19 protein-coding genes are annotated in these 21,772 nt (G+C 66.2%); 9 read left to right on the forward strand and 10 right to left on the reverse strand.

What is annotated here, in order from left to right:
* Window positions 1-4 precede the first annotated feature (4 nt).
* From urtB to ELS24_RS24280, 8 genes are all read left to right on the forward strand, one after another.
* Window positions 5-1,636: an urea ABC transporter permease subunit UrtB gene (gene urtB / locus ELS24_RS24245; RefSeq protein WP_127185551.1), complete on the forward strand. Its 1,632-nt coding sequence runs from the start codon at window positions 5-7 to the stop codon at window positions 1,634-1,636.
* Window positions 1,633-2,760, forward strand: coding sequence for an urea ABC transporter permease subunit UrtC (gene urtC / locus ELS24_RS24250; RefSeq protein WP_127185552.1), 1,128 nt, complete (start codon window positions 1,633-1,635; stop codon window positions 2,758-2,760). Before urtB ends, urtC begins: the two co-directional genes overlap by 4 nt.
* Window positions 2,757-3,596 carry an urea ABC transporter ATP-binding protein UrtD gene (gene urtD / locus ELS24_RS24255; protein WP_050448198.1) on the forward strand — a complete coding sequence of 280 codons (840 nt, stop codon included), beginning with the start codon at window positions 2,757-2,759 and terminating at the stop codon, window positions 3,594-3,596. The genes urtC and urtD overlap by 4 nt, the downstream gene beginning before the upstream one ends.
* A 2-nt stretch (window positions 3,597-3,598) precedes the next feature.
* Entirely contained in the window at window positions 3,599-4,297 is a 699-nt protein-coding gene (urtE, locus tag ELS24_RS24260) for an urea ABC transporter ATP-binding subunit UrtE (protein ID WP_050448197.1), read from the forward strand.
* Between the two features lie 95 nt (window positions 4,298-4,392).
* Window positions 4,393-4,827, forward strand: a complete 435-nt coding sequence (locus ELS24_RS24265) for a DUF2946 domain-containing protein (protein WP_050448196.1) — start codon at window positions 4,393-4,395, stop codon at window positions 4,825-4,827.
* Window positions 4,828-5,059: 232 nt separating this feature from the next.
* Window positions 5,060-7,261, forward strand: a complete 2,202-nt coding sequence (locus ELS24_RS24270) for a TonB-dependent receptor (protein ID WP_127185553.1) — start codon at window positions 5,060-5,062, stop codon at window positions 7,259-7,261.
* A 23-nt stretch (window positions 7,262-7,284) separates the two neighbouring features.
* A complete protein-coding gene (locus tag ELS24_RS24275) occupies window positions 7,285-8,832 on the forward strand; it encodes a PepSY-associated TM helix domain-containing protein (RefSeq protein WP_127185554.1) in 1,548 nt (515 codons plus the stop codon).
* A 176-nt stretch (window positions 8,833-9,008) separates the two neighbouring features.
* Window positions 9,009-9,614 (forward strand): phosphatase PAP2 family protein, encoded by a 606-nt coding sequence (locus ELS24_RS24280; protein ID WP_127185555.1) that lies wholly within the window; start codon window positions 9,009-9,011, stop codon window positions 9,612-9,614.
* A gap of 5 nt (window positions 9,615-9,619) precedes the next feature.
* Here the strand turns inward: ELS24_RS24280 and ELS24_RS24285 are convergent, their stop codons facing one another.
* The 3 genes from ELS24_RS24285 to ELS24_RS24295 form a co-directional block, all read right to left on the reverse strand.
* A complete protein-coding gene (locus ELS24_RS24285; protein ID WP_127185556.1) occupies window positions 9,620-10,603 on the reverse strand; it encodes a Bug family tripartite tricarboxylate transporter substrate binding protein in 984 nt (327 codons plus the stop codon).
* A gap of 67 nt (window positions 10,604-10,670) precedes the next feature.
* The gene (locus ELS24_RS24290) at window positions 10,671-11,756 is read right to left on the reverse strand and encodes a tartrate dehydrogenase (RefSeq protein ID WP_127185557.1); all 1,086 of its coding nucleotides are present in this window, start codon (window positions 11,754-11,756) and stop codon (window positions 10,671-10,673) included.
* 118 nt (window positions 11,757-11,874) lie between these two features.
* Window positions 11,875-12,816 (reverse strand): DUF3829 domain-containing protein, encoded by a 942-nt coding sequence (locus tag ELS24_RS24295; RefSeq protein ID WP_240669371.1) that lies wholly within the window; start codon window positions 12,814-12,816, stop codon window positions 11,875-11,877.
* 157 nt (window positions 12,817-12,973) lie between these two features.
* Between ELS24_RS24295 and ELS24_RS24300 the strand changes: the two genes are divergently transcribed.
* Window positions 12,974-13,858, forward strand: coding sequence for a DNA-3-methyladenine glycosylase family protein (locus ELS24_RS24300; RefSeq protein ID WP_127185558.1), 885 nt, complete (start codon window positions 12,974-12,976; stop codon window positions 13,856-13,858).
* A 19-nt stretch (window positions 13,859-13,877) separates the two neighbouring features.
* Here ELS24_RS24300 and ELS24_RS24305 read toward each other — a convergent pair whose 3' ends face one another.
* The 7 genes from ELS24_RS24305 to ELS24_RS24335 all read right to left on the reverse strand — a co-directional run bounded on the left by ELS24_RS24305 (window position 13,878) and on the right by ELS24_RS24335 (window position 21,744).
* Window positions 13,878-14,783, reverse strand: a complete 906-nt coding sequence (locus ELS24_RS24305) for a LysR family transcriptional regulator (RefSeq protein ID WP_127185559.1) — start codon at window positions 14,781-14,783, stop codon at window positions 13,878-13,880.
* An 18-nt stretch (window positions 14,784-14,801) separates the two neighbouring features.
* Window positions 14,802-15,284: a YajQ family cyclic di-GMP-binding protein gene (locus ELS24_RS24310; RefSeq protein WP_050450041.1), complete on the reverse strand. Its 483-nt coding sequence runs from the start codon at window positions 15,282-15,284 to the stop codon at window positions 14,802-14,804.
* Window positions 15,285-15,348: 64 nt separating this feature from the next.
* Window positions 15,349-16,137 carry a heme ABC transporter ATP-binding protein gene (locus ELS24_RS24315; RefSeq protein ID WP_127185560.1) on the reverse strand — a complete coding sequence of 263 codons (789 nt, stop codon included), beginning with the start codon at window positions 16,135-16,137 and terminating at the stop codon, window positions 15,349-15,351.
* Window positions 16,134-17,132: a FecCD family ABC transporter permease gene (locus ELS24_RS24320; protein ID WP_127185561.1), complete on the reverse strand. Its 999-nt coding sequence runs from the start codon at window positions 17,130-17,132 to the stop codon at window positions 16,134-16,136. Before ELS24_RS24320 ends, ELS24_RS24315 begins: the two co-directional genes overlap by 4 nt.
* Complete coding sequence (locus tag ELS24_RS24325) at window positions 17,116-17,949, reverse strand: heme/hemin ABC transporter substrate-binding protein (protein WP_127185562.1); 834 nt, start codon at window positions 17,947-17,949, stop codon at window positions 17,116-17,118. The genes ELS24_RS24320 and ELS24_RS24325 overlap by 17 nt, the downstream gene beginning before the upstream one ends.
* A 42-nt stretch (window positions 17,950-17,991) precedes the next feature.
* On the reverse strand, window positions 17,992-19,038 hold the full coding sequence (locus tag ELS24_RS24330; protein WP_127185563.1) for a hemin-degrading factor: 1,047 nt from the start codon (window positions 19,036-19,038) through the stop codon (window positions 17,992-17,994).
* 84 nt (window positions 19,039-19,122) lie between these two features.
* Window positions 19,123-21,744, reverse strand: a complete 2,622-nt coding sequence (locus tag ELS24_RS24335; protein WP_127185564.1) for a TonB-dependent receptor — start codon at window positions 21,742-21,744, stop codon at window positions 19,123-19,125.
* Between the last annotated feature and the right edge of the window lie 28 nt (window positions 21,745-21,772).

The raw sequence follows: 21,772 nt of genomic DNA on the forward strand, positions 1-21,772 counted from the left end.
TAGCATGCACATCGCGGCAATCGCCCATTTCTTGCGTCGTTCAATCCTTGCGTGGCTGCTGGCCATGCCGCTCCTGGCCGCGCCCGCGGCCGCGGCTGGCGTGGACCCCGCCCTGCTTGCGCCGCTGGCCGGCGACGACACCGACGCCAAGCTGCAAGCGATTGCCGCGTTGGGCCAACACCCTGACCCGCTCGCGGCGGCGGTCTTGCAGGCGCTGGGCAATGACCAGCTCTATGCAACGGCCGACGGCCGCGTGCTGATCGGGCAGGACGACACACGCGCCACCGACCCCGTCACGGGCGCGGCCGTGGACCTGCCCGCCGACAGCGGCACCGTCAGCATCAACAACCGCCTGCGCCGCGCCATCCAGGCCGCGCTGGCGGGTTCGCGCTTGTTCTCGGACCAGCCCGAAGAACGCCTGGCCGCCGCGCGTCGGCTGCAACAGACGGGCGACCCGGCGCGCCTGCCCATGCTTGAAAAAGCACTGGCCTCTGAAAAGAACGAAGCCGTGCGCGAAGCGCTGTTGATCGCGCAGGCCAACCTGGAACTGAAAAGCACCGACCCCGCCAAGCGCCTGCATGCCGTGGAGGTGCTGGGCGAAACACGCAACGCCGCCTTCCGCCCTGTGCTGGACTCGCTGACGCAGCAGCGCGACGGCGTCTACACGGAACCCGATGCGCGCGTGCGCGACGCGGCGGCCACGGCGCTCAAGCAGATCGACCGCCATCTGGCCACCATCGAATGGGCGGGCAACCTCTTTTATGGCATCAGCCTGGGCAGCGTGCTGCTGCTCGCCGCGCTGGGCCTGGCCATTACCTTCGGCCTGATGGGCGTCATCAACATGGCGCATGGCGAGCTGCTGATGATTGGCGCCTACGTGACCTATGTGGTGCAGACGCTGTTCCGCGCCTGGCTGCCGGGCTGGCTGGACTGGTATGTGGTGGCCGCGTTGCCGCTGGCCTTCGTGGTGACGGCGCTGGTGGGCATGGCGCTGGAACGCACCGTGATCCGCTGGCTGTACGGGCGCCCCCTGGAAACGCTGCTGGCCACCTGGGGCATCAGCCTGATGCTGATGCAAGGCGTGCGCACGCTGTTCGGCGCGCAGAACGTGGAAGTGGGCAACCCCAGCTGGATGTCCGGCGGCATCAACGTGCTGGGTGGGCTGGTGCTGACCTATAACCGCATCGTCATCATCGGCTTTGCTTTCTTCGTGGTGTTCCTGGTGTGGGTGCTGCTGAACCACACGCGGCTGGGCCTGTTCGTGCGCGCCATTACGCAGAACCGGCGCATGGCCGATTGCGTGGGCGTGCCCACCGGGCGCGTCGACATGCTGGCCTTTGGCCTGGGCTCCGGCATCGCGGGGCTGGCGGGCGTGGCGCTGTCGCAGCTGGGCAACGTGGGGCCGGACCTGGGTCGTGGCTACATCGTGGATTCCTTCATGGTGGTGGTGCTGGGCGGCGTGGGCCAGTTGGCCGGCACCGTCATTGCCGCGATGGGCCTGGGCGGCGTGAACAAATTCCTGGAGCCTTATGCGGGCGCCGTCATGGCCAAGATCACCATCCTGGTGTTGATTGTGCTGTTTGTCCAAAAACGGCCGCAAGGCCTGTTCGCCCCCCGCGGCCGGAGCGTTGAATGAAACAGACCGCGCTGACCGATCTGAGCTTGCTGACCCGTCGCCCACTTTTTTCGGGCCGCGCCTGGACGGCCATGGCCGTGGCGGCCGCGCTGCTGGCGCTGCTGCCGCTGCTGAATCTGGTGTTTCCGCCGGGCCACGCGTTGCATGTGTCGGCCCACGCCGTGGCGCTGCTGGGCAAGTTCATGTGCTACGCCATGGCCGCGCTGGCCTTGGACCTGGTGTGGGGCTATGCGGGCATCCTGTCGCTGGGCCATGGCCTGTTCTTTGCGCTGGGCGGCTACGCGCACGGCATGTACCTGATGCGCGCCATTGGCCGCGACGGCGTCTACCAAAGCAACCTGCCCGACTTCATGGTGTTCCTGGACTGGAAGGACTACCCCTGGTACTGGGCGTTCACCGAACACTTCTGGTACGCCATGCTGCTGGTGATGCTGGTGCCGGGCGTGCTGGCCTTTGTGTTCGGCTACTTTGCCTTCCGCTCGCGCATCAAGGGCGTGTACTTTTCAATCATCACGCAGGCGCTGACGTTCGCCGCCATGCTGCTGTTCTTCCGCAACGACACGGGCTTTGGCGGCAACAACGGCTTTACCGATTTCAAGCGCATCCTGGGCTTTGACATCACCGCGCCGGGCACGCGCGCCACCTTGTACTGGATCACGCTGGCCGCCTTGGCCGGCGCCCTGATCCTGGCGCGCATCGTCACGCAATCCAAGCTGGGCCGCGTGCTGACCGCCGTGCGCGATGCCGAAAGCCGGCTGCGCTTCATCGGTTACGACCCCTTGGGTTTCAAGCTGTTCGTGTGGACCTTGTCGGCCGTGCTGTGCGGCATCGCGGGCGCTTTGTACGTGCCGCAGGTGGGCATCATCAACCCCAGCGAAATGTCGACCGAGACCTCGATTGAAATGGTGATCTGGGTGGCCACCGGCGGGCGCGGCACGCTGATCGGCCCCATCATAGGCGCGGGCGCGGTCAATGGCCTGAAGACCTGGTTCACCAGCGTGCTGCCCGAATTCTGGTTGTATGCACTGGGCTTGATCTTCGTGCTGGTGACGCTGTTCCTGCCCACCGGCATCGTGGGCCTGGCCCGCCGCATCACGGCACGCTTGCAGGAGAAGAAGGCATGACCAGCACGCATACCGAACTGGCCGCGCTGGACGGCGGCCCCAGCGGCGACGCCGGCTACGGCCGCGTCAGCCCCAAGGGCCTGGACACCAGCCACGGCGCCATCCTGTACCTGGAAGGCATTACCGTCAGCTTCGACGGCTTCAAGGCGCTGAACGACCTGACGCTGGACATCGGCGTGGGCGAACTGCGTTGCATCATCGGCCCCAACGGCGCGGGCAAGACCACGATGATGGACGTCATCACCGGCAAGACGCGACCCACGGCGGGCACCGCGTTCTTTGGCCAGAGCATCGACCTGACGACCCTGAACGAAGCGCAGATTGCGCACGCGGGCATCGGCCGCAAGTTCCAGCGGCCCACTGTGTTCGAGCAGCACAGCGTGTTTGAAAACCTGGAGCTGGCGATGAAGACGGACAAGCGCGTGCGGCCCACGCTGTTCTCGCGCTTGACCGGCGAACAGGCCGACAAGATCGGCGAAACGCTGGACCTGATCCGCCTGCGCCCCGAAGTGCAACGCCCTGCCGGCCTGCTGTCGCATGGTCAGAAGCAGTGGCTGGAAATCGGCATGCTGTTGATGCAGGAGCCGCAGTTGCTGCTGCTGGACGAACCGGTTGCCGGCATGACCGACGCCGAAACCGAACGCACCGGCGAGCTGCTGAACGAACTGCGCGGCCGCCATTCCTTGATGGTGGTGGAACACGACATGGACTTCGTCAACCAGATCGCGGGCGACGGCAAGGTGACGGTGCTGCACGAAGGCTCGGTGCTGGCCGAAGGGCCCATGAGCAAGGTGCAGGCTGACCCGCGCGTGATCGAAGTCTACCTGGGGCGCTAAAGATGCTGGACGTAAGCACAATCAACCAATACTACGGCGGCAGCCACACGCTGCGCGGCGTGTCGCTGTCGGTGCGCCAGGGCGAATGCCTGGCGCTGCTGGGCCGCAACGGCGTGGGCAAGACCACGTTGCTGAAATGCGTGATGGGCGTGTTGCCCGTGGCCAGCGGCAACATCGCGTTCGACGGCGCCGACATCACGCGCCTGGCGCCGCACCAGCGCGCCGCGCGCGGCATGGCCTATGTGCCGCAAGGCCGCGACATCTTCGCGCGGCTGACGGTGGAAGAGAACATCCTGATGGGCATGGCGACGAAGCCCGCCGCGCGCGCGCGCCGCATCAAGGAAGAGGTCTTTGAACTGTTTCCCGTGCTGAAGAGCATGCTGTCGCGGCGCGGCGGCGACTTGTCCGGCGGACAGCAGCAACAGCTTGCGATTGCGCGCGCGCTGGTGGCCGAGCCCAAGCTCATCATCCTGGACGAGCCCACCGAAGGCATTCAGCCGTCCATCATCAAGGACATCGCGCGCGTGATCCACATGCTGCGCGAACGCGGCGACATCGCCATCCTGCTATGCGAGCAGTACTTCGATTTCGCGCGCGAACTGGCGGACCAGTTCGTCGTGCTGTCGCGCGGGGAAGTGGTGGCCAGCGGCGACCGCAGCGCCATCGATGGCGAGGACGTGCGCAGGCACTTGTCGGTATAGCCATGGGCTAGCGTCGAAAGCCGTGGCGCGGGCGCCTTCAGATTTCCTTGATGTTGTGCACGCATGGGAAAACTGCTCCGATATAATTCCGCTCCATGTGCTTCGCTACTTTCCTGACCCGCCCCAACCTGTGGATCGCGCTTGCCGCGATCCTGTGGGCGTCGTTGGCGCCGTCGCTAGCGCATGCCTTGAGCCTGTCGCCCGACGGCCATCACTTCCATCGCATCAGCGTGGAATACTGCGTCAGCGAAGGCGAAGCCAGCGGTACGCTGACGCTGGAAGTGCCGCACAACGACTCGCATAACGACCTCGATAGCCCGCACGGCAGCAAGGCCGACGACGCCCATGGCGATCATCATTGCCCGCTGTGCCGCAACCCCCATGCCGACGTGAGCATCCTGCCCACGGCCGTGCCGGTGGTGCCCGCCCCCGTGGGCCGCGCCATCACCTACCCGCCGCTGTTCTTCCTGGCGGAAAACTCCCTTCATGCCTGGAGCGCGGTTCAGCCGCGCGCACCGCCCGCAAACTGAGCGGGCCTCGGTTGTCTGCCGCCTTGGATTTCTGCTGCGTAGTTTGTCCGCAGCGTGATCGTGGCAGCGCCGTGCGCCCCGCTTACGTCTTCCCCTGACACGCATGACTAGCGGCTTTCTCCGCCAGGCTTAGCGCCGTCGACATCAGACCCTCGCGACGCGTCGCGCCCCGCTTGTGACCAGGCGGCGCGCTGGATGCGCTCGCCCGTTTGCTTGCTTGCCGACCTCCGACATGAAACACACGACTCTTTACTCCTTGCTGCTGAGCGCCATCGCCGGCGGCCCCGCCCTGGCCCTGGCGGCCGAACCCGCCGTGAAGACCCTGGCGCCCACCACCGTCTACGGCGCGGCCCACGCCGCACCCGCGCCCAATGGCGTGATCGACCTGGACGCCCACGACAGCACCGGCAGCCGCCTGGGCTTGACACTGCGCGAAACGCCGGCCAGCGTCACCGTGATCTCGCGCGAGCAGATCGAGGCGCGCGGCTCCTTGAACACGCAAGAAATCGCGCGCGGCATTCCCGGCGTGAACAACGCCTCGCCACCGGGCAATGCCGGCGCGATCAGCTATCGCGGCTTTTCGGGTGGCCAGGTGTCGCAATTGTTCAACGGCATTTCCGTGCAGTACGACGCCATTGCCGGACGCCCCGTCGATAGCTGGATCTACGACCGCGTCGAAGCCATCGGCGGCCCCGCCACCTTTCTGTTTGGCGCGGGCGCGGTGGGCGGCGCCATCAATTACGTGACCAAGCTGCCCGAGCGCGACACCTTCTACGACGCCCAGTTCCGGCTGGGTTCGTTCAACAGCCAGCAGTATTCCATCGGCCTGAACCAGCAGTTGGCGGGCGATGCAGGCGGCCAAGGCCACTACCTGCGTATCGACGCCAACACCGGTTCCAGCCACGGCTGGGTCGACGGCAACCATAGCCGCGCCACTCAGGTGGCCGCGTCCTTGCTGTCGGACCTGGGCGCCGATGTGACCCAGACCTTCGCCTTTGAGTTCCAGCGCGAACAGGTGGACCGCCCCTACTGGGGCACGCCGCTGAAGACCAACGCCAACGGCGTGGTGCAGGGCGCGGGCCACATCATGGATGGCACGCGCTTCAAGAATTACAACGTGAATGACGGCCTGTACGAGCAGTCGGTGCTGTGGGCGCGTTCCGTGACCGAATGGCGCGCGGGGACGAACCTGACGTTGAAGAACACGCTGTACCACTACCGCGCCGACCGCGATTTCCGCAACCTGGAAAACTATCGTTTCAACGCCGACAACAGCCTGGTGATGCGTTCGGGCGCGCTGCTGCAACGGCACGAACAGCGCTTGGTGGGCAACCGCATTGAAGGGCTGTACCACTCATCCATCGCGGGCCTGCGCAGCGATTGGTCGTTTGGCGCCGACATCAGCCAGAACAAGGTCACGCGCTTTCCCACCAGCCTGTCCGGCACCGTGGACGCCGTGGACCCCTACGATTTTTCGGCGGGCGATTTCTACGACATTCCCGGCATGACGCGCGGCCACAAACCCGACCGCGAGAACCGCATCCGCACCTTTGCGCTGACGCTGGAAAACCGCACGCAAGTGCTGCCCGGCGTGGCGATTGTGTCGGCACTGCGCAAGGACTTCATCGACCTGGACCTGACCAACCGCCGCGCCGTCACCGCCACGTCACCCGCCAGCGCGCAGCGTAGCTATACGCCCTTGACCGGGCGCCTGGGCGTGAACTGGGAGATCAGCCCGGAAGCGTCGCTGTACGCGCAGTACGCCACCGCGGCCGATCCCCCGTCGGGCCTGATGGCCACGGCGTCCTTCGCCGACGTGCTGAACAACGACAAGCTCACCACCGGCACGCAGGCCGAAGTCGGCGGCAAGTTCAACTTCTGGGATGGGCGCGGCGCGGCCACCGTGTCGGTCTACGAGATCAAGCGCAAGAACCTGGCAACGTCCGACCCCAACAACCCCGGCGTCAGCGTGCCGGTGGGTGCGCAGTCCGCGCGCGGGGTGGAGTTGGCGGGTGGTTTGCAACTGACGTCGAAGCTGTCGCTGCAAGGCAACGTGGCGTTTGTGGACCCCAAGTACGACGACTTCACGCAGTCGGTAGGCGGTGTATCGGTATCGCGCAACGGCAAGGTGCCGACCAACACGCCGCGCCGCCTGGCCAACGTGTGGGTGGACTATGCCTTCGTGCCGGACTGGAACGCCAGCGTGGCGGCGCGCTACGTGGGCCGCGCGTATGCGGACGCGGCCAACACGGTATGGGCGCCGTCCTACACCGTGTTTGACGCGGCGCTGTCGCATCGGATCAACCGCAACGTGGACGCGACCTTCCGCGTGCGCAACCTGACCGACAAGGTTTACGCCGCGAACGCCAGCCCCACGATGTATTACCTGGGCGCGCCGCGTTCGGTGGAACTGAGCTTGCAAATGCGGTTCTGACGAACGCGTTTAAGGGGAATGCCATGAGCGCCACTTCTACACGCCAAGCCGCAAGTAAGCCCGCCCGCCGCGCCGGGCCGCCGCTGTCTTCCCGCCTCAAGCGATGGCTCTACCTGACCCATCGCTGGGCCGGCATCGTGCTGTGCCTGTTCTTTGCCATGTGGTTTATTTCCGGCGTGGTGATGATGTACGTGGGCTACCCCAAGCTGACGCCGCAGGAACGGCTGACGCACCTGGCGCCGCTGGATGCGGCCACCATCGCCATCACGCCCGCCCAGGCGCTGGCGGCGGCGGGCGCCCGCGACACCCCGGGCCTGAGCCTGGCCGCCACGCGCGCCGGCGCGCCGGTCTATCTGGTACCGGGCGCCCCACGCACAGCGCCCAAGGTGGTGGATGCCGCCAGCGGCGCGCTGCTGCCACCCGCCGATGCCGCCGTGGCGCAGGCGTCGGCGCTGGCGTGGTTCGGCGGCCAATACGCCGCGCGCCATCAAGAGACGGTGGATGAAGACGTCTACACCCACTCCGGGTCGCTGGACGTGCACCGGCCGCTGCACCGCATCGACATGGACGACCCGGCGCGCACCCGGCTGTACGTCTCGTCGGCCACCGGCGCGGTGGTGTTGGACGCCACGCGCAACGAACGCGCCTGGAACTACGCGGGCGCGTGGATCCATTGGCTGTATCCGCTGCGCGGCAATGCGCTGGACCGCTGGTGGCACGACGTGGTGGTGTGGCTGTCGGTGGCCGGCGTGGTGCTGGCGCTAACGGGCACCGTCGTGGGCATCCTGCGCTGGCGCTTTTCGCGCCCTTACGCCACGGGCAGCCGTTCGCCCTACCGCGAAAGCATGATGCGATGGCATCACATCAGCGGCCTGCTGTTTGCCGCCATCACCATTACCTGGATCTTCAGTGGCCTGATGTCGATGAACCCGTGGAAGCTTTTCACCAGCACGGCCGCGCCGCTTGCAGCCAATGCCTACGCCGGCCCCCCGGCCGACGCGCCGCTGTCCACGCCGCGTGACCTGATCGCCGCCCTGCCCAGCGCCCCGCGCGAATTGGTGTGGACGCGCGCGGCCGGCCAGGAGGTGGCCCTGACGCGCAGCACCGCAGGCGCGCCGCGCGTGCTGTCTGCGACCGACGCCGTACCCACTACGTTCGCCGAAAGCGACTTGCGCGAGGCCGCCACGCGCCTGCTGCCGGGCGCCACGGTGCGGGACGTTCAGGTGCTGACCCAGTACGACTTCTATTACTACGCACGCGACGCCCACGCCATGCTGGGCCATGTGGAAAAGCCGCTGCCCATCTGGCGCGTGATCTACGACAACCGGCAAGCCACCTGGGTCTACCTGGACCCGGCCACCAGCCAGATCGTGGGCCGGCAAGACCGCAGCAACCGTGTCAGCCGCTGGCTGTTCGCCTTTCTGCACAGCTGGGACTGGACCGGTCTGTTGTCGCGCCGGCCCTTGTGGGACCTCTTGTTGATCGTCCTGAGCCTGGGCGGCGCGGCGTTGAGCCTGACGGGGGTTGTGGTTGGATGGCGCCGGCTGGGCAAAAAGTTGGGAGGCAGATGAAGGCGCGGCCGCATCAACCAAAGGGATGACGAGTGTGGACGATAGCGAAGGCGAAGGACGCTAGCAAAGCGCGTGTCCAGAAGTAAAAGCCCAAATTCAGCCGCATTTTGTAAGCGGACTGACGGCTAGGCCCACTACCATCGCGGCTATTGATTATTACGCTGCGATGACTTGTCATGAATGCCCTGGATATCCTGAACCACGCCCTGTTTCAGTCGATCAACGCCGACCCGGCTACCGCCACCTGGCAGATCCAGGCCGCCTTGCTGCTGGCCAATCGCTTGATCCTGCTGGTGCCGGGCGCGCTGGTGGCGATGTGGCTGTGGGGCGGGCAGGCGCAACGCAGCCTGGCCCTGAAAGTGCTGACCAGCATTGGCGCGGCGTTGTTCATCAGCTACCTGTGCGGTGCGCTGTGGCCGCAGCCGCGTCCCTTTGTGCTGGGCCTGGGCCACGCGTTTTTCCCGCACAAGGCCACTTCTTCATTCCCCAGCAACCACACCATCATCATCGCCACGTTTGCGTTCGCGCTGATCTTTGACCGGCGTTGGGCCGGCTGGGGTTGGGCGGCGCTGCTGGCCGCCATGGTCGTGGGCACGTCGCGCGTGTACCTGGGCGTGCACTTTCCGCTGGACATCGCGGGCGGCCTGATCCTGGCGCCCGTCGCGGCAGCGGCCACCGCGGCGGTGTGGAACCGCGTTGGCGCGCCGCTGACGCTGGCCGCGCAAGCCATCTACCGCAAGCTGCTGGCCTTGCCAATCGCGCGCGGCTGGATCCGCGCGTAACGGGCTCAGTTGATCGCCACGTTCGCGTCCTTCACCAGCTTGGCGTAATTCGCGGTATCCGTGCCGATGCGGGCGCGCATCTGCTCAGGTGTGTCGCCGATAGGCACCGCGCCAATCTCGGCCATGCGGCGCGAGAAATCGGGCGACTTGATGATCTTCACCATCTCGGCGTTCAGCCGCGTCACCACGTCCTTGGGCACGGCGGCCGGCGCCAACACGCCGAACCAGGTGCCCATGTTGAAGGGCTTCAGGCCGGCCTCTTCCATCGTCGGCACATTCGGCAGCGCCTCTGAACGCTTATTGGTGGTAACCGCCAGCGCCCGCAGCTTGCCGCTTTGTATGTGCGGCAAGACGGGCGTGATGGTGTCGAACGACATATCGATCTGCCCACCCAGCAGGTCCGTCGTCAAGGGCCCGCTGCCCTTGTACGGCACATGCAGCAGCTTGACGTGGCCTTCTTGCTCAAACTGCGCGCCAATCAAATGCTGGCCGGTGCCCATGCCGTTGGACCCGAAGGTCAGCTTGCCGGGCGCGGCCTGCGCCAGTTTCAACAAGCCTTGCACGTTGGTCGCGTCCAGCTTGGGGTTGACCACCAGCACGTTGGGCACCAGCGCCACGGTGGTGACGGGCGCGAAGTCCTTCTGGAAGTCGTAATGCAGGCTCTTGTAGACGCTGGTGGCGATGGTGTGATGCACCGCACCCATCAACAAGGTGTAGCCGTCGGGCGCGGCCTTGGCCACATAGTCCGCGCCCAGGGTCGAGCCCGCGCCGGGTTTGTTTTCCACCACCACGGGCTGGCCCAGGCTTTTGCTGAGCTCCTGGCCCAGCGCGCGCGCCAGCACGTCGGTGGTGCCCCCCGCCGGAAACGGCACGACCAGGCTGATGGGCTTGGCGGGGTAAGTCTGTGCAACGGCCATGCCGCCTGCCAGCGGCAGGCTGAACAGGCAGGCGAACGCCAACGCGCGTGCGCGGGAGTTTTGCTTGGACATGCTTGTCTCCTTGGATTACGAATGAACTTCGCTTCTTGTTGTATTGCCGGCCAGGCGCCCTCCAGCGCTATGCCGCTTTCACTGCCTTGCCCTGCGCCAGACGCGCGCACACCGCGGCCGTGACATCTTCGGTGGTGGCGTTGCCGCCCAGGTCGCGCGTGTGCAGCGCGGGCGTGCCGGTGACTTGTTCTATGGCTTGCATCAAGCGTGCCGCCGCATCGGTTTCGCCCAAATGCTCAAGCAGCATCACCACCGACCAGAACGTGCCGACCGGATTCGCCAGGCCCTGGCCCATGATGTCGAACGCCGACCCGTGGATGGGTTCGAACATGGACGGGTAACGGCGTTCGGGGTCGATGTTGCCGGTGGGTGCAATGCCCAGGCTGCCGGCCAGGGCCGCGGCCAGGTCGCTGAGGATGTCGGCATGCAAGTTGGTGGCAACGATGGTGTCCAGCGACGCGGGCCGGTTGACCATGCGTGCGGTGGCGGCATCCACCAATTCCTTGTCCCAGCTCACGTCCGGAAATTCACGGCTGACTTGCAGCGCGATCTCGTCCCACATCACCATGGCATGGCGCTGCGCGTTGGACTTGGTGACCACGGTAAGCAGCTTGCGCGGCCGAGATTGCGCCAGCTTGAAGGCAAAGCGCAGGATGCGTTCGACCCCGGCGCGCGTCATGATCGATACGTCGGTGGCGGCTTCGATGGGATGGCCCTGGTGCACGCGTCCGCCCACGCCGGAGTATTCGCCCTCGGAGTTTTCGCGCACGATGACCCAGTTCAGTTGCTCGGGCGTGCAGCGCTTGAGCGGCGCGTCGATGCCGGGCAGGATGCGCGTGGGGCGCACGTTGGCGTACTGGTCAAAGCCCTGGCAGATCTTCAGGCGCAGGCCCCACAGGGTGATGTGGTCGGCAATGTCGGGGTCGCCCGCCGAGCCGAACAGAATCGCGTCTTTGTCGCGCAGGGCGTCCAGGCCATCGGCCGGCATCATCACGCCGTGCTGCCGGTAGTAGTCGCCGCCCCAGTCGAAATTCTGAAATTCGAAGCGCAGTCCGCCGTCGTCGGCCAGGGCCTGCAAGACGCGCTGGCCGGCCGGAATGACTTCCTTGCCGATGCCGTCGCCGGGAATGGTTGCGATGCGATAGGTCTTCATGGGCCGACAGGCTCCTTGCTGATAAGGGTCTGTCGGCAATTTACCGAGCGCCGCGCGCCGTGCGCGCAGCGCCATTCACAACATCTTCAACTTCAGGTTGAAGATGTTGTACCGGAGATCAGCAACGGCTGACGTTCAGGTTGTTGATCAGGTTGTTGAAGTTCTGGCGCAGGCCATAGGCGTCGTCGACGATGGTGGGACGCATCATCTTGAAGGCGCCCGTGCGCGCGGCGTCTTCCTTGTAGCGGCCGCTTTCCGTGTGCTCCAGCACCTTGCGTCCGGCCGCCAGGAAGGCATTGGCCTGCATCATCGTGCTGGCGCAACCCTTGGGGTTGGCTTCGCGGGTCTTCTTGTCAAAGCCCAGCGCCATCTCGTTGAGCTTGTCCAGGTCTTGCTTGAAGGCGTCCTTCTTGTCGCCCAGGCCGGTGCCGTCAAAAATGCCGGTCGCCTGATTCAGCGTGGACTTGCCGTAATACACCATGCCGGCGCGGTAGTAGGCCACCGTGTCCTTCTTGGCCTTTTCAAACGCTTCCTTGGTGTTGGCGGTGTCTTTCACCGAAATGCCGTGGTAGAAGGCGCTTTCGGCCTTGGCCACTTCGGTCAGCGCGGCCACGTAGGCCGGGCTTTTCTCGCGGGCCAGCGCGCCGTTGTCCGACAGGAAGGTTTTGGCGGCGGCGTAGTTCTGCAGGTCGGTGCTAAGCGGGGCCAGCTTGCCCAGGGCCTGCGCGAAGTCCTTGGCGGCGGCGTCGATCTCGGGAATGGCGGGCTGCATCGCCAAGGCCTTTTCCAGCTTTTCCTTGGTGCGCAACACCATGATGTCGTTGCCGATGACGTAGTCCTTCACGGGCTTCTTGTCGGCCAGCTTGGGCACCATGTATTGCTCGTACTGGTCTAGCGTTTCTTCAAACGACTGGTTGATGCCGTTGGCCGTATCCACGTACTGGTTGTACTTGATGATCTCGGCCTGGGCGGTGCTGGCTTCGGCGGTTTTCGCTTCCGGCTTGGCGTTGTCGTCGCCACACGCGGCGAGCATCAACGTGGCGGCTAAAAGGGCGGACATGCACAAGGGGCGCGACATAAACATCTGTTCTCCGAAAAAGGGAACGCATCATATTCCGACCGCATCGTTAACACGCTACAAAGTCATTCAGAGCTGTCACAAGGGTTTGCCAGATGCGACCTTCTGCTGAAATTCTGGTCGCGTTAGCATGGCCGGCATGACACTCGCCCACGACATCCACCACGAAGCCATACGGCTTGCCTACCGCCCGCCCTACGATTGGGCGGCCATGCTGGGCTTTCTACAACTGCGCGCCATTCCCGGCATTGAGCGGGTGGACGGCGACAGCTATGCGCGCACGATCAGCCTGGATGGCGTGCAGGGCACGATCCGCGTGCGGCCCGCCAGGGGCAACGCGCTGCAAGCCACCGTGCGTGTTGCGCGCGCGGACGCGCTGCCGGCCATCATTGCGCGAATACGGCGGGTGCTGGATCTGGACAGCGACCCGGTGGCATTCGCCGCACGATTCGCGCATGACCCCGTGCTGGCCGCGCTGATCGCCGCGCGCCCCGGGCTGCGCGTGCCGGGCGCGTGGGACGGGTTTGAATTGGCGATGCGCGCCGTGCTGGGCCAGCAGATAACCGTGTCGGCGGCCATCCGGCTGGCGGGCAAGCTGGTGGCCGCGCATGGCGCCTTGCTGGCACAGCCGGAGGACGGGCTGACGCATGTGTTTCCCACGCCCGAGGCGGTGGCGCCCGCCGAGCTGGCCGTGCTGGGCATGCCGCGCAGCCGGGCAGCCACCTTGTCCGCCGTGGCGACCGCAGCGGTGGCGGACCCGAATTTGTTCGAACCCGGCAGCAGCCTGGAAGACGCCATCACGCGGCTGCGCGCCATCCGGGGCATCGGCGAATGGACGGCGCAATACATTGCCTTGCGGCAACTGCGTGAACCCGATGCGTTTCCCAGTGCGGACATCGGCCTGATCCGGGCCTTGGAGAAATTGGAATCGCGCGCCTACACACCCAAGCAACTGCTGGCGCGCGCCGAGTCATGGCGGCCCTGGCGGGCCTATGCCGCGCAGCATTTGTGGTCGGCGGGATGAACGCCCGCCGCGCCGGCCCCTACCAGCGCGCTGGCGTGTCCTGCTGGAAATAGCCGACCAGGAAGTCCACGAAGATACGAACCTTGGCCGATAGATGATGGCGTTCCGGGAACACCGCGTAGATGTCCGCCTGCGGCAGCGCGTAGTCTTCCAGCACGCGCACCAGGCGGCCGCTGCGCAGGTAGCGCGCCAGGTCCCATTCGGCGCGCTGCAAGATGCCCAGGCCGGCCAGGCCCCAGGTCAGCGTCACTTCGCCGTCGTTGCTGCTCAGCGCGCCACGCACCTTCACGGTTTCGCTACGGCGCCCCTTGGTGAACCGCCACAGGCTGTAGGCGTCTTCGTTTTGCCGCAGCACGATGCACTGGTGCCGCGCCAGGTCATGCGGGGTGGTCGGCACGCCGTGCGTCTTCAGGTAGCCGGGAGACGCACACACCAGCCGGCGGTTCGGCGCGATTTTGCGGGCGATCAGGCTTGTGTCGGGCTGGTCGCCAAACCGGATCGCCACATCGAAAGCGTCGCGCACGAAGTCGGCGGGGCTGTCGGTCAACTGTAATTGCAGCGTGACGTCGGGGTATTTCTGCGCGAATTCGGCAATGGCGGGTGCGATGTAGCTGCGGCCGAATCCCAAGGGCGCGTTGACCTTCAGGCGGCCGCGCGGGCTGTCCTGGCGGCTGGCGATAAGCTGATCCAGGTCTTCGATGTCATCCAGGATGCGGCGCGCGCTTTCCAGATAGACCTCGCCTTCGGCGGTGAGGCTCAGGCGGCGGGTGCTGCGGTTGAACAGCCGCACGCCCAGCCGCGCCTCGATCTGCGCCAGCCGTTTACTGACGGCCGCCGGGGTCACGTCCAACTGCCGGGCGGCGGCGGACATGCCGCCCGCGCGCGCCAGCTCAACCACCAATTGCAGTTCGCTGGAGTGCCCCATGGCTAGCGGCCGGGGCGCTTAGTCGCGGAAGTTCTCGAACTGCAGGGGCAAGTCCACGTCGGTCTTTTTCAACAGCGCGATGGCGGCTTGCAGGTCGTCGCGCTTCTTGCCGCTGATGCGCAGCTTGTCGCCATTGATCTGCGATTCCACCTTGAGCTTGGCGTTCTTGATGGCGGCGATCAGCTTCTTGGCCACGGGCTGTTCAATGCCCTGCTTGATGGTGACCTTCTGGCGCGCGCCGCCCAGGTTTTCCAGCGGGTCGGCCACGTCCAGGCAGCGCACGTCGATGCCGCGCGCCGACAGGCGGCCGCGCAAGATGTCGAGCATCTGCTTGAGTTGAAACGCGCTGGAGGCAACCTGAGTCACGACGAAGCCTTCCAGTTCGAACTTGGCCTCGGTGCCCTTGAAGTCGAAACGGGTGGCGAGTTCGCGGTTGGCTTGGTCGATGGCGTTGGTAAGTTCGTGTTTGTCGACTTCGGAGACGACGTCAAAAGTAGGCATGACACGGGTCCTGTTGGTGATGAGTGAAATTAGGCCGCCTATTTTACCGGCCCTGGTCCGGGCTTCACATCGTCAACACCAGCAGCCGGTCCGGTTGCAGCGGATGCGGGATCACCTGCGCGTCGATGCCGAAGGCCAGATACAGGTTAGCGGCGGTCAACACGTCCCCCGGCGCGCCCTGGGCAATATCTCGGCCACCGCTAAGCAGCAGCAGGCGGTCGCACCAGCGCGCGGCCAGATTCATGTCGTGCAGGATCACCAGTACGCCCGTATTGCCGGCGTGCGCCAGTTCCCAGGCGCGGCGCAGCAGGTCGGTTTGATGCTTGGGGTCCAGGCTGGCGGTGGGTTCGTCCAGCAGCAGGTAGCGCGCTTCACCGGGCGCGCGCGCGGCGTGGCATTGCACCAGCACGCGCGCGAACTGCACGCGCTGCTGTTCGCCGCCAGACAGTTCGGGATAGCGGCGGCCGCCCAGGTGGGCCGCGTCGGCCAGGTCCAGCGCCTGGGAGACCAGCGCTTCGACCTGCGCAGGCGCCAGTTCGGGAAAAGGGTAAGCGCCCATGGCGACCACTTCACGCACGTCCAGGTCGAAGGTCAGGCCCGGCTTTTGCGGCAGCACGGCGCGGCGTCGTGCTTGCCGCGCCAAGGCCATGCCGGCAAGCGCGGCGCCGTCCAGGCTCAACTGGCCGGCATCGGCCGACAACTCGGCCGCCAGCGCCCCCAGCAGCGTGGACTTGCCCGCGCCGTTGGCCCCCAGCAAGCCCAGGACTTCACCGGGGCGTATCGCCAGCGAAACATCGGTCAGGATGCGCGTGCCGCCGCGTGTAAGCGTCAGTTGGTGTGCGGCCAAAGTCATCCCAGCCTCCGTCCACGCGCCAGCAGCCACAAAAAGAATGGGCCGCCCACCAGCCCCGTGACCAGACCGATCGGCAATTCGGCTGGGACCACAACAGTGCGGGCCATCCAATCGGCCAGCACCAGCGCCAGACCGCCCGCCAGTACCGTGGCGGGCAGCAGCCAGCGGTGATTGGCGCCCAGCGTCATGCGCACCAGATGCGGCACGACCAGCCCTACAAAAACGATGGTGCCGGTGGCCGCTACCAGCGGGCCGACGATCAGCGCGCTGGCCAGCACCAGTTGCGCGCGCACGCGCTTGAGCGCGTAGCCCAGATGCTGGGCCTCGCGCTCGCCCAACAGCAAGGCGTTCATGACGCGCCATTGGCTGATCAGCCAGGCGCTCATCAGCAGCACCCACGGCCCCAGGAACGCCAGCACGTTCCAGTTGGCCCCACCCAGGCTGCCCATGTTCCAGAACGTCAGGTCGCGCAGTTGCGCATCGGTGGCCACGAAGGTGAACAGCCCGATCACGCTGAACGACATCGCGGTGATGGCCACGCCGGCCAGCAGCAGGCCCGCCACGCCCGGCACGCGCCGGCCCACGGCGTACGCGCACATCGTGGCCACCAGGCTGCCAACGAAGGCCGACGGCGCGGTAATCCAGAAGCCGCCCGAAGTCAGCACAATGGCGGCCACCGCGCCCAAGGCCCCGCCCGCGGAAATGCCGATCAGCCCGGGTTCGGCCAAGGGGTTGCGAAACAGCGCCTGCATGGCCGCGCCCGAGATCGCCAGCCCCGCGCCCGCCACCACCGCGAACAGCACGCGTGGCAGTCGGATGTCGATCAACACATTGCGCCACAGGGTGTTGTCCGGCGTGGCTGGCCCCCACAGCAGCGCGGGCAGTTCGCGCAACGGTATCGCCACCGCACCATGGGCGCTGGCGGCCAGCACGGCCAGTACCAACGCCACGGCCAAGAGGGCCAAGGCCCACGGCGCGCTAACGCGCCATGACATTAGCGACCTCTTGCTTGAGCTGGGTCAGCGCCAGGGGCAGGCGCGGCCCCATGCCCAGGATCAGCAGGTCGTCCATGACCACCACCCGACGCTTGGCGGCCGCCTGCGAACCGGCAATACCCGGCTGCGCCAGGAATTTTTCCATGCCGCCGCCGGCGTCCAGCGACGCCTTCGTCACCACGATCAGGTCAGGCGCCAGCGCGCCGATGGCCTCGGCGGACAAGGGCTTGTAGCCTTGCTGGCCGTCCAGCACGTTGACCAGCCCCGCCAGATGCATGACTTCATTGGCGGCGGTGTCGCGGCCCGCGCCCTGCGGCGTGCCGGTGCGGTTCAGCAGCAGCAAGGCACGCGCGCGCGTGGCCGGGATAGCTTCGGCGCGCGCGAGTTCGCGGGTGACCTCGTCCACCATGCGCTCGCCCGCGGGCGCGACGCCCAGCGCCTCGGCCACGGCGCGAATGCGCGCCTTCAACGAATCAACCGAAGGCGCATCCGATACGGTGACCACGCGCACGCCCACGCCGGCCAAGCGCTTCAGCGCGTCCGGCGGCCCCGCCTGTTCCGACGCCAGCACCAGGTCGGGCTTGAGCGACAGCACGCCTTCCACCGGCACGGCGCGGTAATAGCCCACGCGCGGCAGCTTGGTGGCTGCCTCGGGATACAGGCTGGACAGGTCGTCGCCCACCAGCCGGTCGCCCTCACCCAAGCCATAAACGATTTCCGTGACGCTGCCGCCCAGGCTCACCACCCGGCTGGGTTCGGCGGCATGCACGCCCGCCGCAACGACCCAGCCCAACGCAATTGCCAACCATTTTTTCATCAAGCGTCCTTACAGGATCTTCAAAGCGTTCTTAGGTCGTCTTCAAACCGCCAACGGCGCGCCGCACAGGCCCACCATCAATTCGCGCCAGCCCGTCAGTTCGGGCTTGCCGGGCTTGCGCTCGCCGAAGAACTGCACGATCAGGTCGCCCGTGGCGGCATACACCTCAAGCGAGGTCACCCAGCCGTCGGACGTGGGCTTGTTCACCACCCAGGCCGACGCGATGGCGGTGGTGTCCAGATGCAGGTTGAACTTCGGGTCCAGCACGTTGTACCAAGGGCCGGTGCGGCGCAGTTGCTGGACGGGGCCGGTGTGGATCTGGATCATGCCGCGGTTGCCCACGAAGCACATGATGGACAGGCCCGATTCCGCCGCCGACTGCAGCATGCGTTCAACCGATTCCGCCGGCACGGGCTGCGCCAGGTCTTCACCAGCGGCCGCCAACGCCGCCAGGCGCGACACCTTGAACTTGCGCAACAGCGGGAAGAATTCGTGTGTGTCTTTCATGCCGAGCCAGGCCTCGCGCCAGCTTGCCGCGTCGTCGACCTCGTCCGCATCCGTGGCGGGCGCATAGGCTTCGGTGGTGGGCCATTGCGCGTCGCCCGCGAACTTTTCCACCAGCGCGTCGTAGGCGGCGGCATCGGTGGCGTCGGTGCGATAGACCTTGTGCACCGCCACGCCGGCGCCATCGAAGAATTGCAGGCTGTGGCGGCCATCCTGCTCAACCGCCCAAGCGGACTTCCACGCGGTGAAGAACACGCGCAGATCGATATCGGGGCCTAGCACCAGGCCCACCGGGCCATCGGCCTGGATATCCAGATACGCGCCGTGGCGCTCGTGTACGCACCAGTCGTTGCGCGTCAGCGCCATCACTTCGCCCAGCGTGCCCAGTTCGCGAAAGATGGCTTGCGGGGTGCCGTGCAGCGCGGTGGACCTCACACCGCCACAGCCCGCCGCAATCCACTCCGCCTCGGACACGCCCAGCGCCTGCGCCAGGTTGCGGGCGCGCAGGCCCGGTTGCGACGCGGCCAATGTTTCGTTGCGGGCGCGCAGTGCTTCGGCGCGGGTGGTGAAATCTTGATTCGTCATCGTAGGCCTCCAGCCTTGGGTGTTGCTTGCGCTTCAATATGCAAACTGCCGCCGCCCGCGCAAATGCCGGGCGGCGGCGCGAAATCAATACTGGTACGTCAGCGACACGCGCACGCTGCGTCCCGGTTCCGTGTACCAATCCACCGTGCGCGGCAAGGCGAGCGAACCCGCTGTCGGCACGTTGATGGCTTCCCAATACTTCTTGTCGAACAGGTTGAACACGCCTGCCTGCACTTGCAGCCCCTTCACGGCGACAGGCCGCCAATAACCCATCAAGTCCACCACACCATAGCCCGGTGCTTGAAAATCGGCATTGGGCGCGGTGGCCGATGCATCCGGGTATTCGACCTTGTCACGCTTGAGCGCGGTGGTGAGCATGGCGTCCACGCCCCATACGTCGCGGCCGTAGCCCACACCCAGAATGGCCTTCAGCGGCGCCACCGAATTCAGGTATTGCCCGGTGCCTTCATCCTTGCCCACGGCCCACGCCAGCGAGCCCCAGGTGCGCCAACCCGGCGAGAACTTCCAGTGCGCGCTGGCCTCGGCGCCATAGATGCGGACCTTGGCGCGGTTGACGTTGCCCGTGATTCCCAGCGGATATTGCCCCGCCCAGCCCGCCTGCCATTGCGGCGAATTGGGGTCCAACGGTTGATTGCTATCAATGAAGTTCTGATAGCGGTTATCAAAGAACGATACCGCACCGCCCAGCGCGTCAGACCCGATCTTGGCGCCCAGTTCCCAGCCCTTGCTGGTCTCGGGTTTCAAGTACGGATTGCCCACGCGCAGATAGGTGCCGGGGCCGCCGTAGTTGGTGTAAAGCTGGCTGGCGCTGGGCGCCTTGAAGCCGTAGGCGTATTGGGCGTAGACGCTCAGTTCGTCCATCGCCTTCCACGTGGCCAGCAGCTTGGGCGAAAAGCGGCTGCCGCTGTTGGATGGCGGCAGCGCACCCGCGTTGGGATTGCTGTCGTAGCTGTCGGTGGATTGCGGCTTTTGTTCGTAGTGGTCGTAGCGCAGGGCTGGCATGACGGTGTAGCGGCCATCGGCGAAGCTGAACTCGTCTTGCACCCACAGCGCCCATTGGTTGCCCTTGGACTGCGGCACGTCGGCCTGGTTGGTATGCAGCATGTCGCAGGCACGCGGGCCGAACGGCGCGGGCAGGCCCGGGCGGATGGTCGGGCAATTGTCGTAGCCGCTGGAATTCTGCTCGGTCTTGTTGCCGTACCATTCGCCGCCCAGCGTCCACAGTTGCGACACGGACGTGCCGGCAAAGCGCTTGGTCAGTTCGCCGTTCACGCCAAACAGCGTCTGCTGGATGGAGTTGCTGCGCCCGTAGGGGCCGCTGGGAAAGCCGTAGCGGAACGGGTCGCCGGGAATGATGCGGGCGCGCGAATCCACGCTGCGCACACCGTCCAGTGAATTGTCCAGCCGCACGCGCTGCCAGTAGACGATGGCGCTGGCCGTGTCGATCAGGCCGCCCGCGCTGGGCGCCTGGTAGGAATAGTCGAACGACACGCGCTCGCGCTCGGTTTCTTTCTTGGTGCTGTTTTCGCCGTACAGGTAGCTGGTGCCCGCGCCCTGCTCGTACATATTGTCGATGTCGGCGTTGCGCTTGAAGGTTTCGCCCGTCAGGCCGAAGCGGTGGCCGCCTTCCACGCGCTGTTGCAGCTTCAGCAGGAAGCTGCGCTGGTCGTAGTCTTCGGGGCTGGGTTCACTGCGTTGCGGGCCGTAGCCGCCCACGTCGCCCCGGTTGTCCAGCGCGTGGCCATTGCGCACGCCTGCCTGCACCAGCCAGAAGGTATTGCTGTGGATCTGCCCCGCCAGCGCCGCGTTGGCGCCCCAGCTTGAATCGGCGGAATCGTAATCGGTCTTGGCCAGCGCGCCGAAGGTCTTGCCGTCGGTGAGCAGGTCGGACGGGTCCAGCGTGCGCAGGTCGGCAATGCCCGAGATGGCGCCGGAGCCGCCGCCGATGGCGTCCGCGCCGCGCACGATGTCCAGCCGCGACAGGCTGTTGAAGTCCACGGCTTCCAGGCCGCCCTTCACCCCGCGCGCGCCATCGTCCAGCCACGGCAGCCGGATACCGTCCACGCGGGTCAGCACGCGGTCTTGGTCAAGGCCGCGAATGTTGATGCTGTTGGTGGTTCGGTTGAAGCTCACGCCGGCTTCGGCGCGCTTGCCCAGGTCGCTCCAGTTCTTGATCTGCAAGTCGTCCATGCGCTGGCGGTCGGTGCTGGTTTCCCAGGCGGGCGTGGTCAGTGCCCCCTCGCCTACCACCTTGACGGGCGCCAGTTGCGTCACGCCTGCCTGCGGGGCGGCACGCAGCACGAAGACGCCCGCGCTACGTTCCTGCACGGCCAGGCCGCTACCTTCCAGCAAGCGCGCAAAGCCTTCCGCCACGGAGTAGCTGCCTGACAAGCCCGATGTGCGGCGCTGGCCCACCAGCGCGGCATCGAACAACACGGTCACACCCGCGCTGTCGGCAAAGCGCGGCAGCGCCTCGGTCAGTGTGCCCGCCGGAATGCGATAGCTGCGCGCGGCCGCGGTGCTGGTCTGGGTGGTCTGTGCCTGGGCGGCGGCCAGCGGCAGCGTGGCGGCGGACACGGCGGCAAGCGCCAAGGCGGCACGCACGGCGCAAGTCAGGTAAGTGACGCGATGCGCAGCCTGCGCGGGTCGGGAGCCGCTTGCGCGGCCGGCGGGAAGATAAGCCATGGTCGTCCTTTCGATCCAACGGGTATCG

It is taken from the genome of Achromobacter spanius, from assembly GCF_003994415.1.
In the GTDB taxonomy this organism is placed as follows: Bacteria; Pseudomonadota; Gammaproteobacteria; order Burkholderiales; family Burkholderiaceae_B; genus Achromobacter; species Achromobacter spanius_C.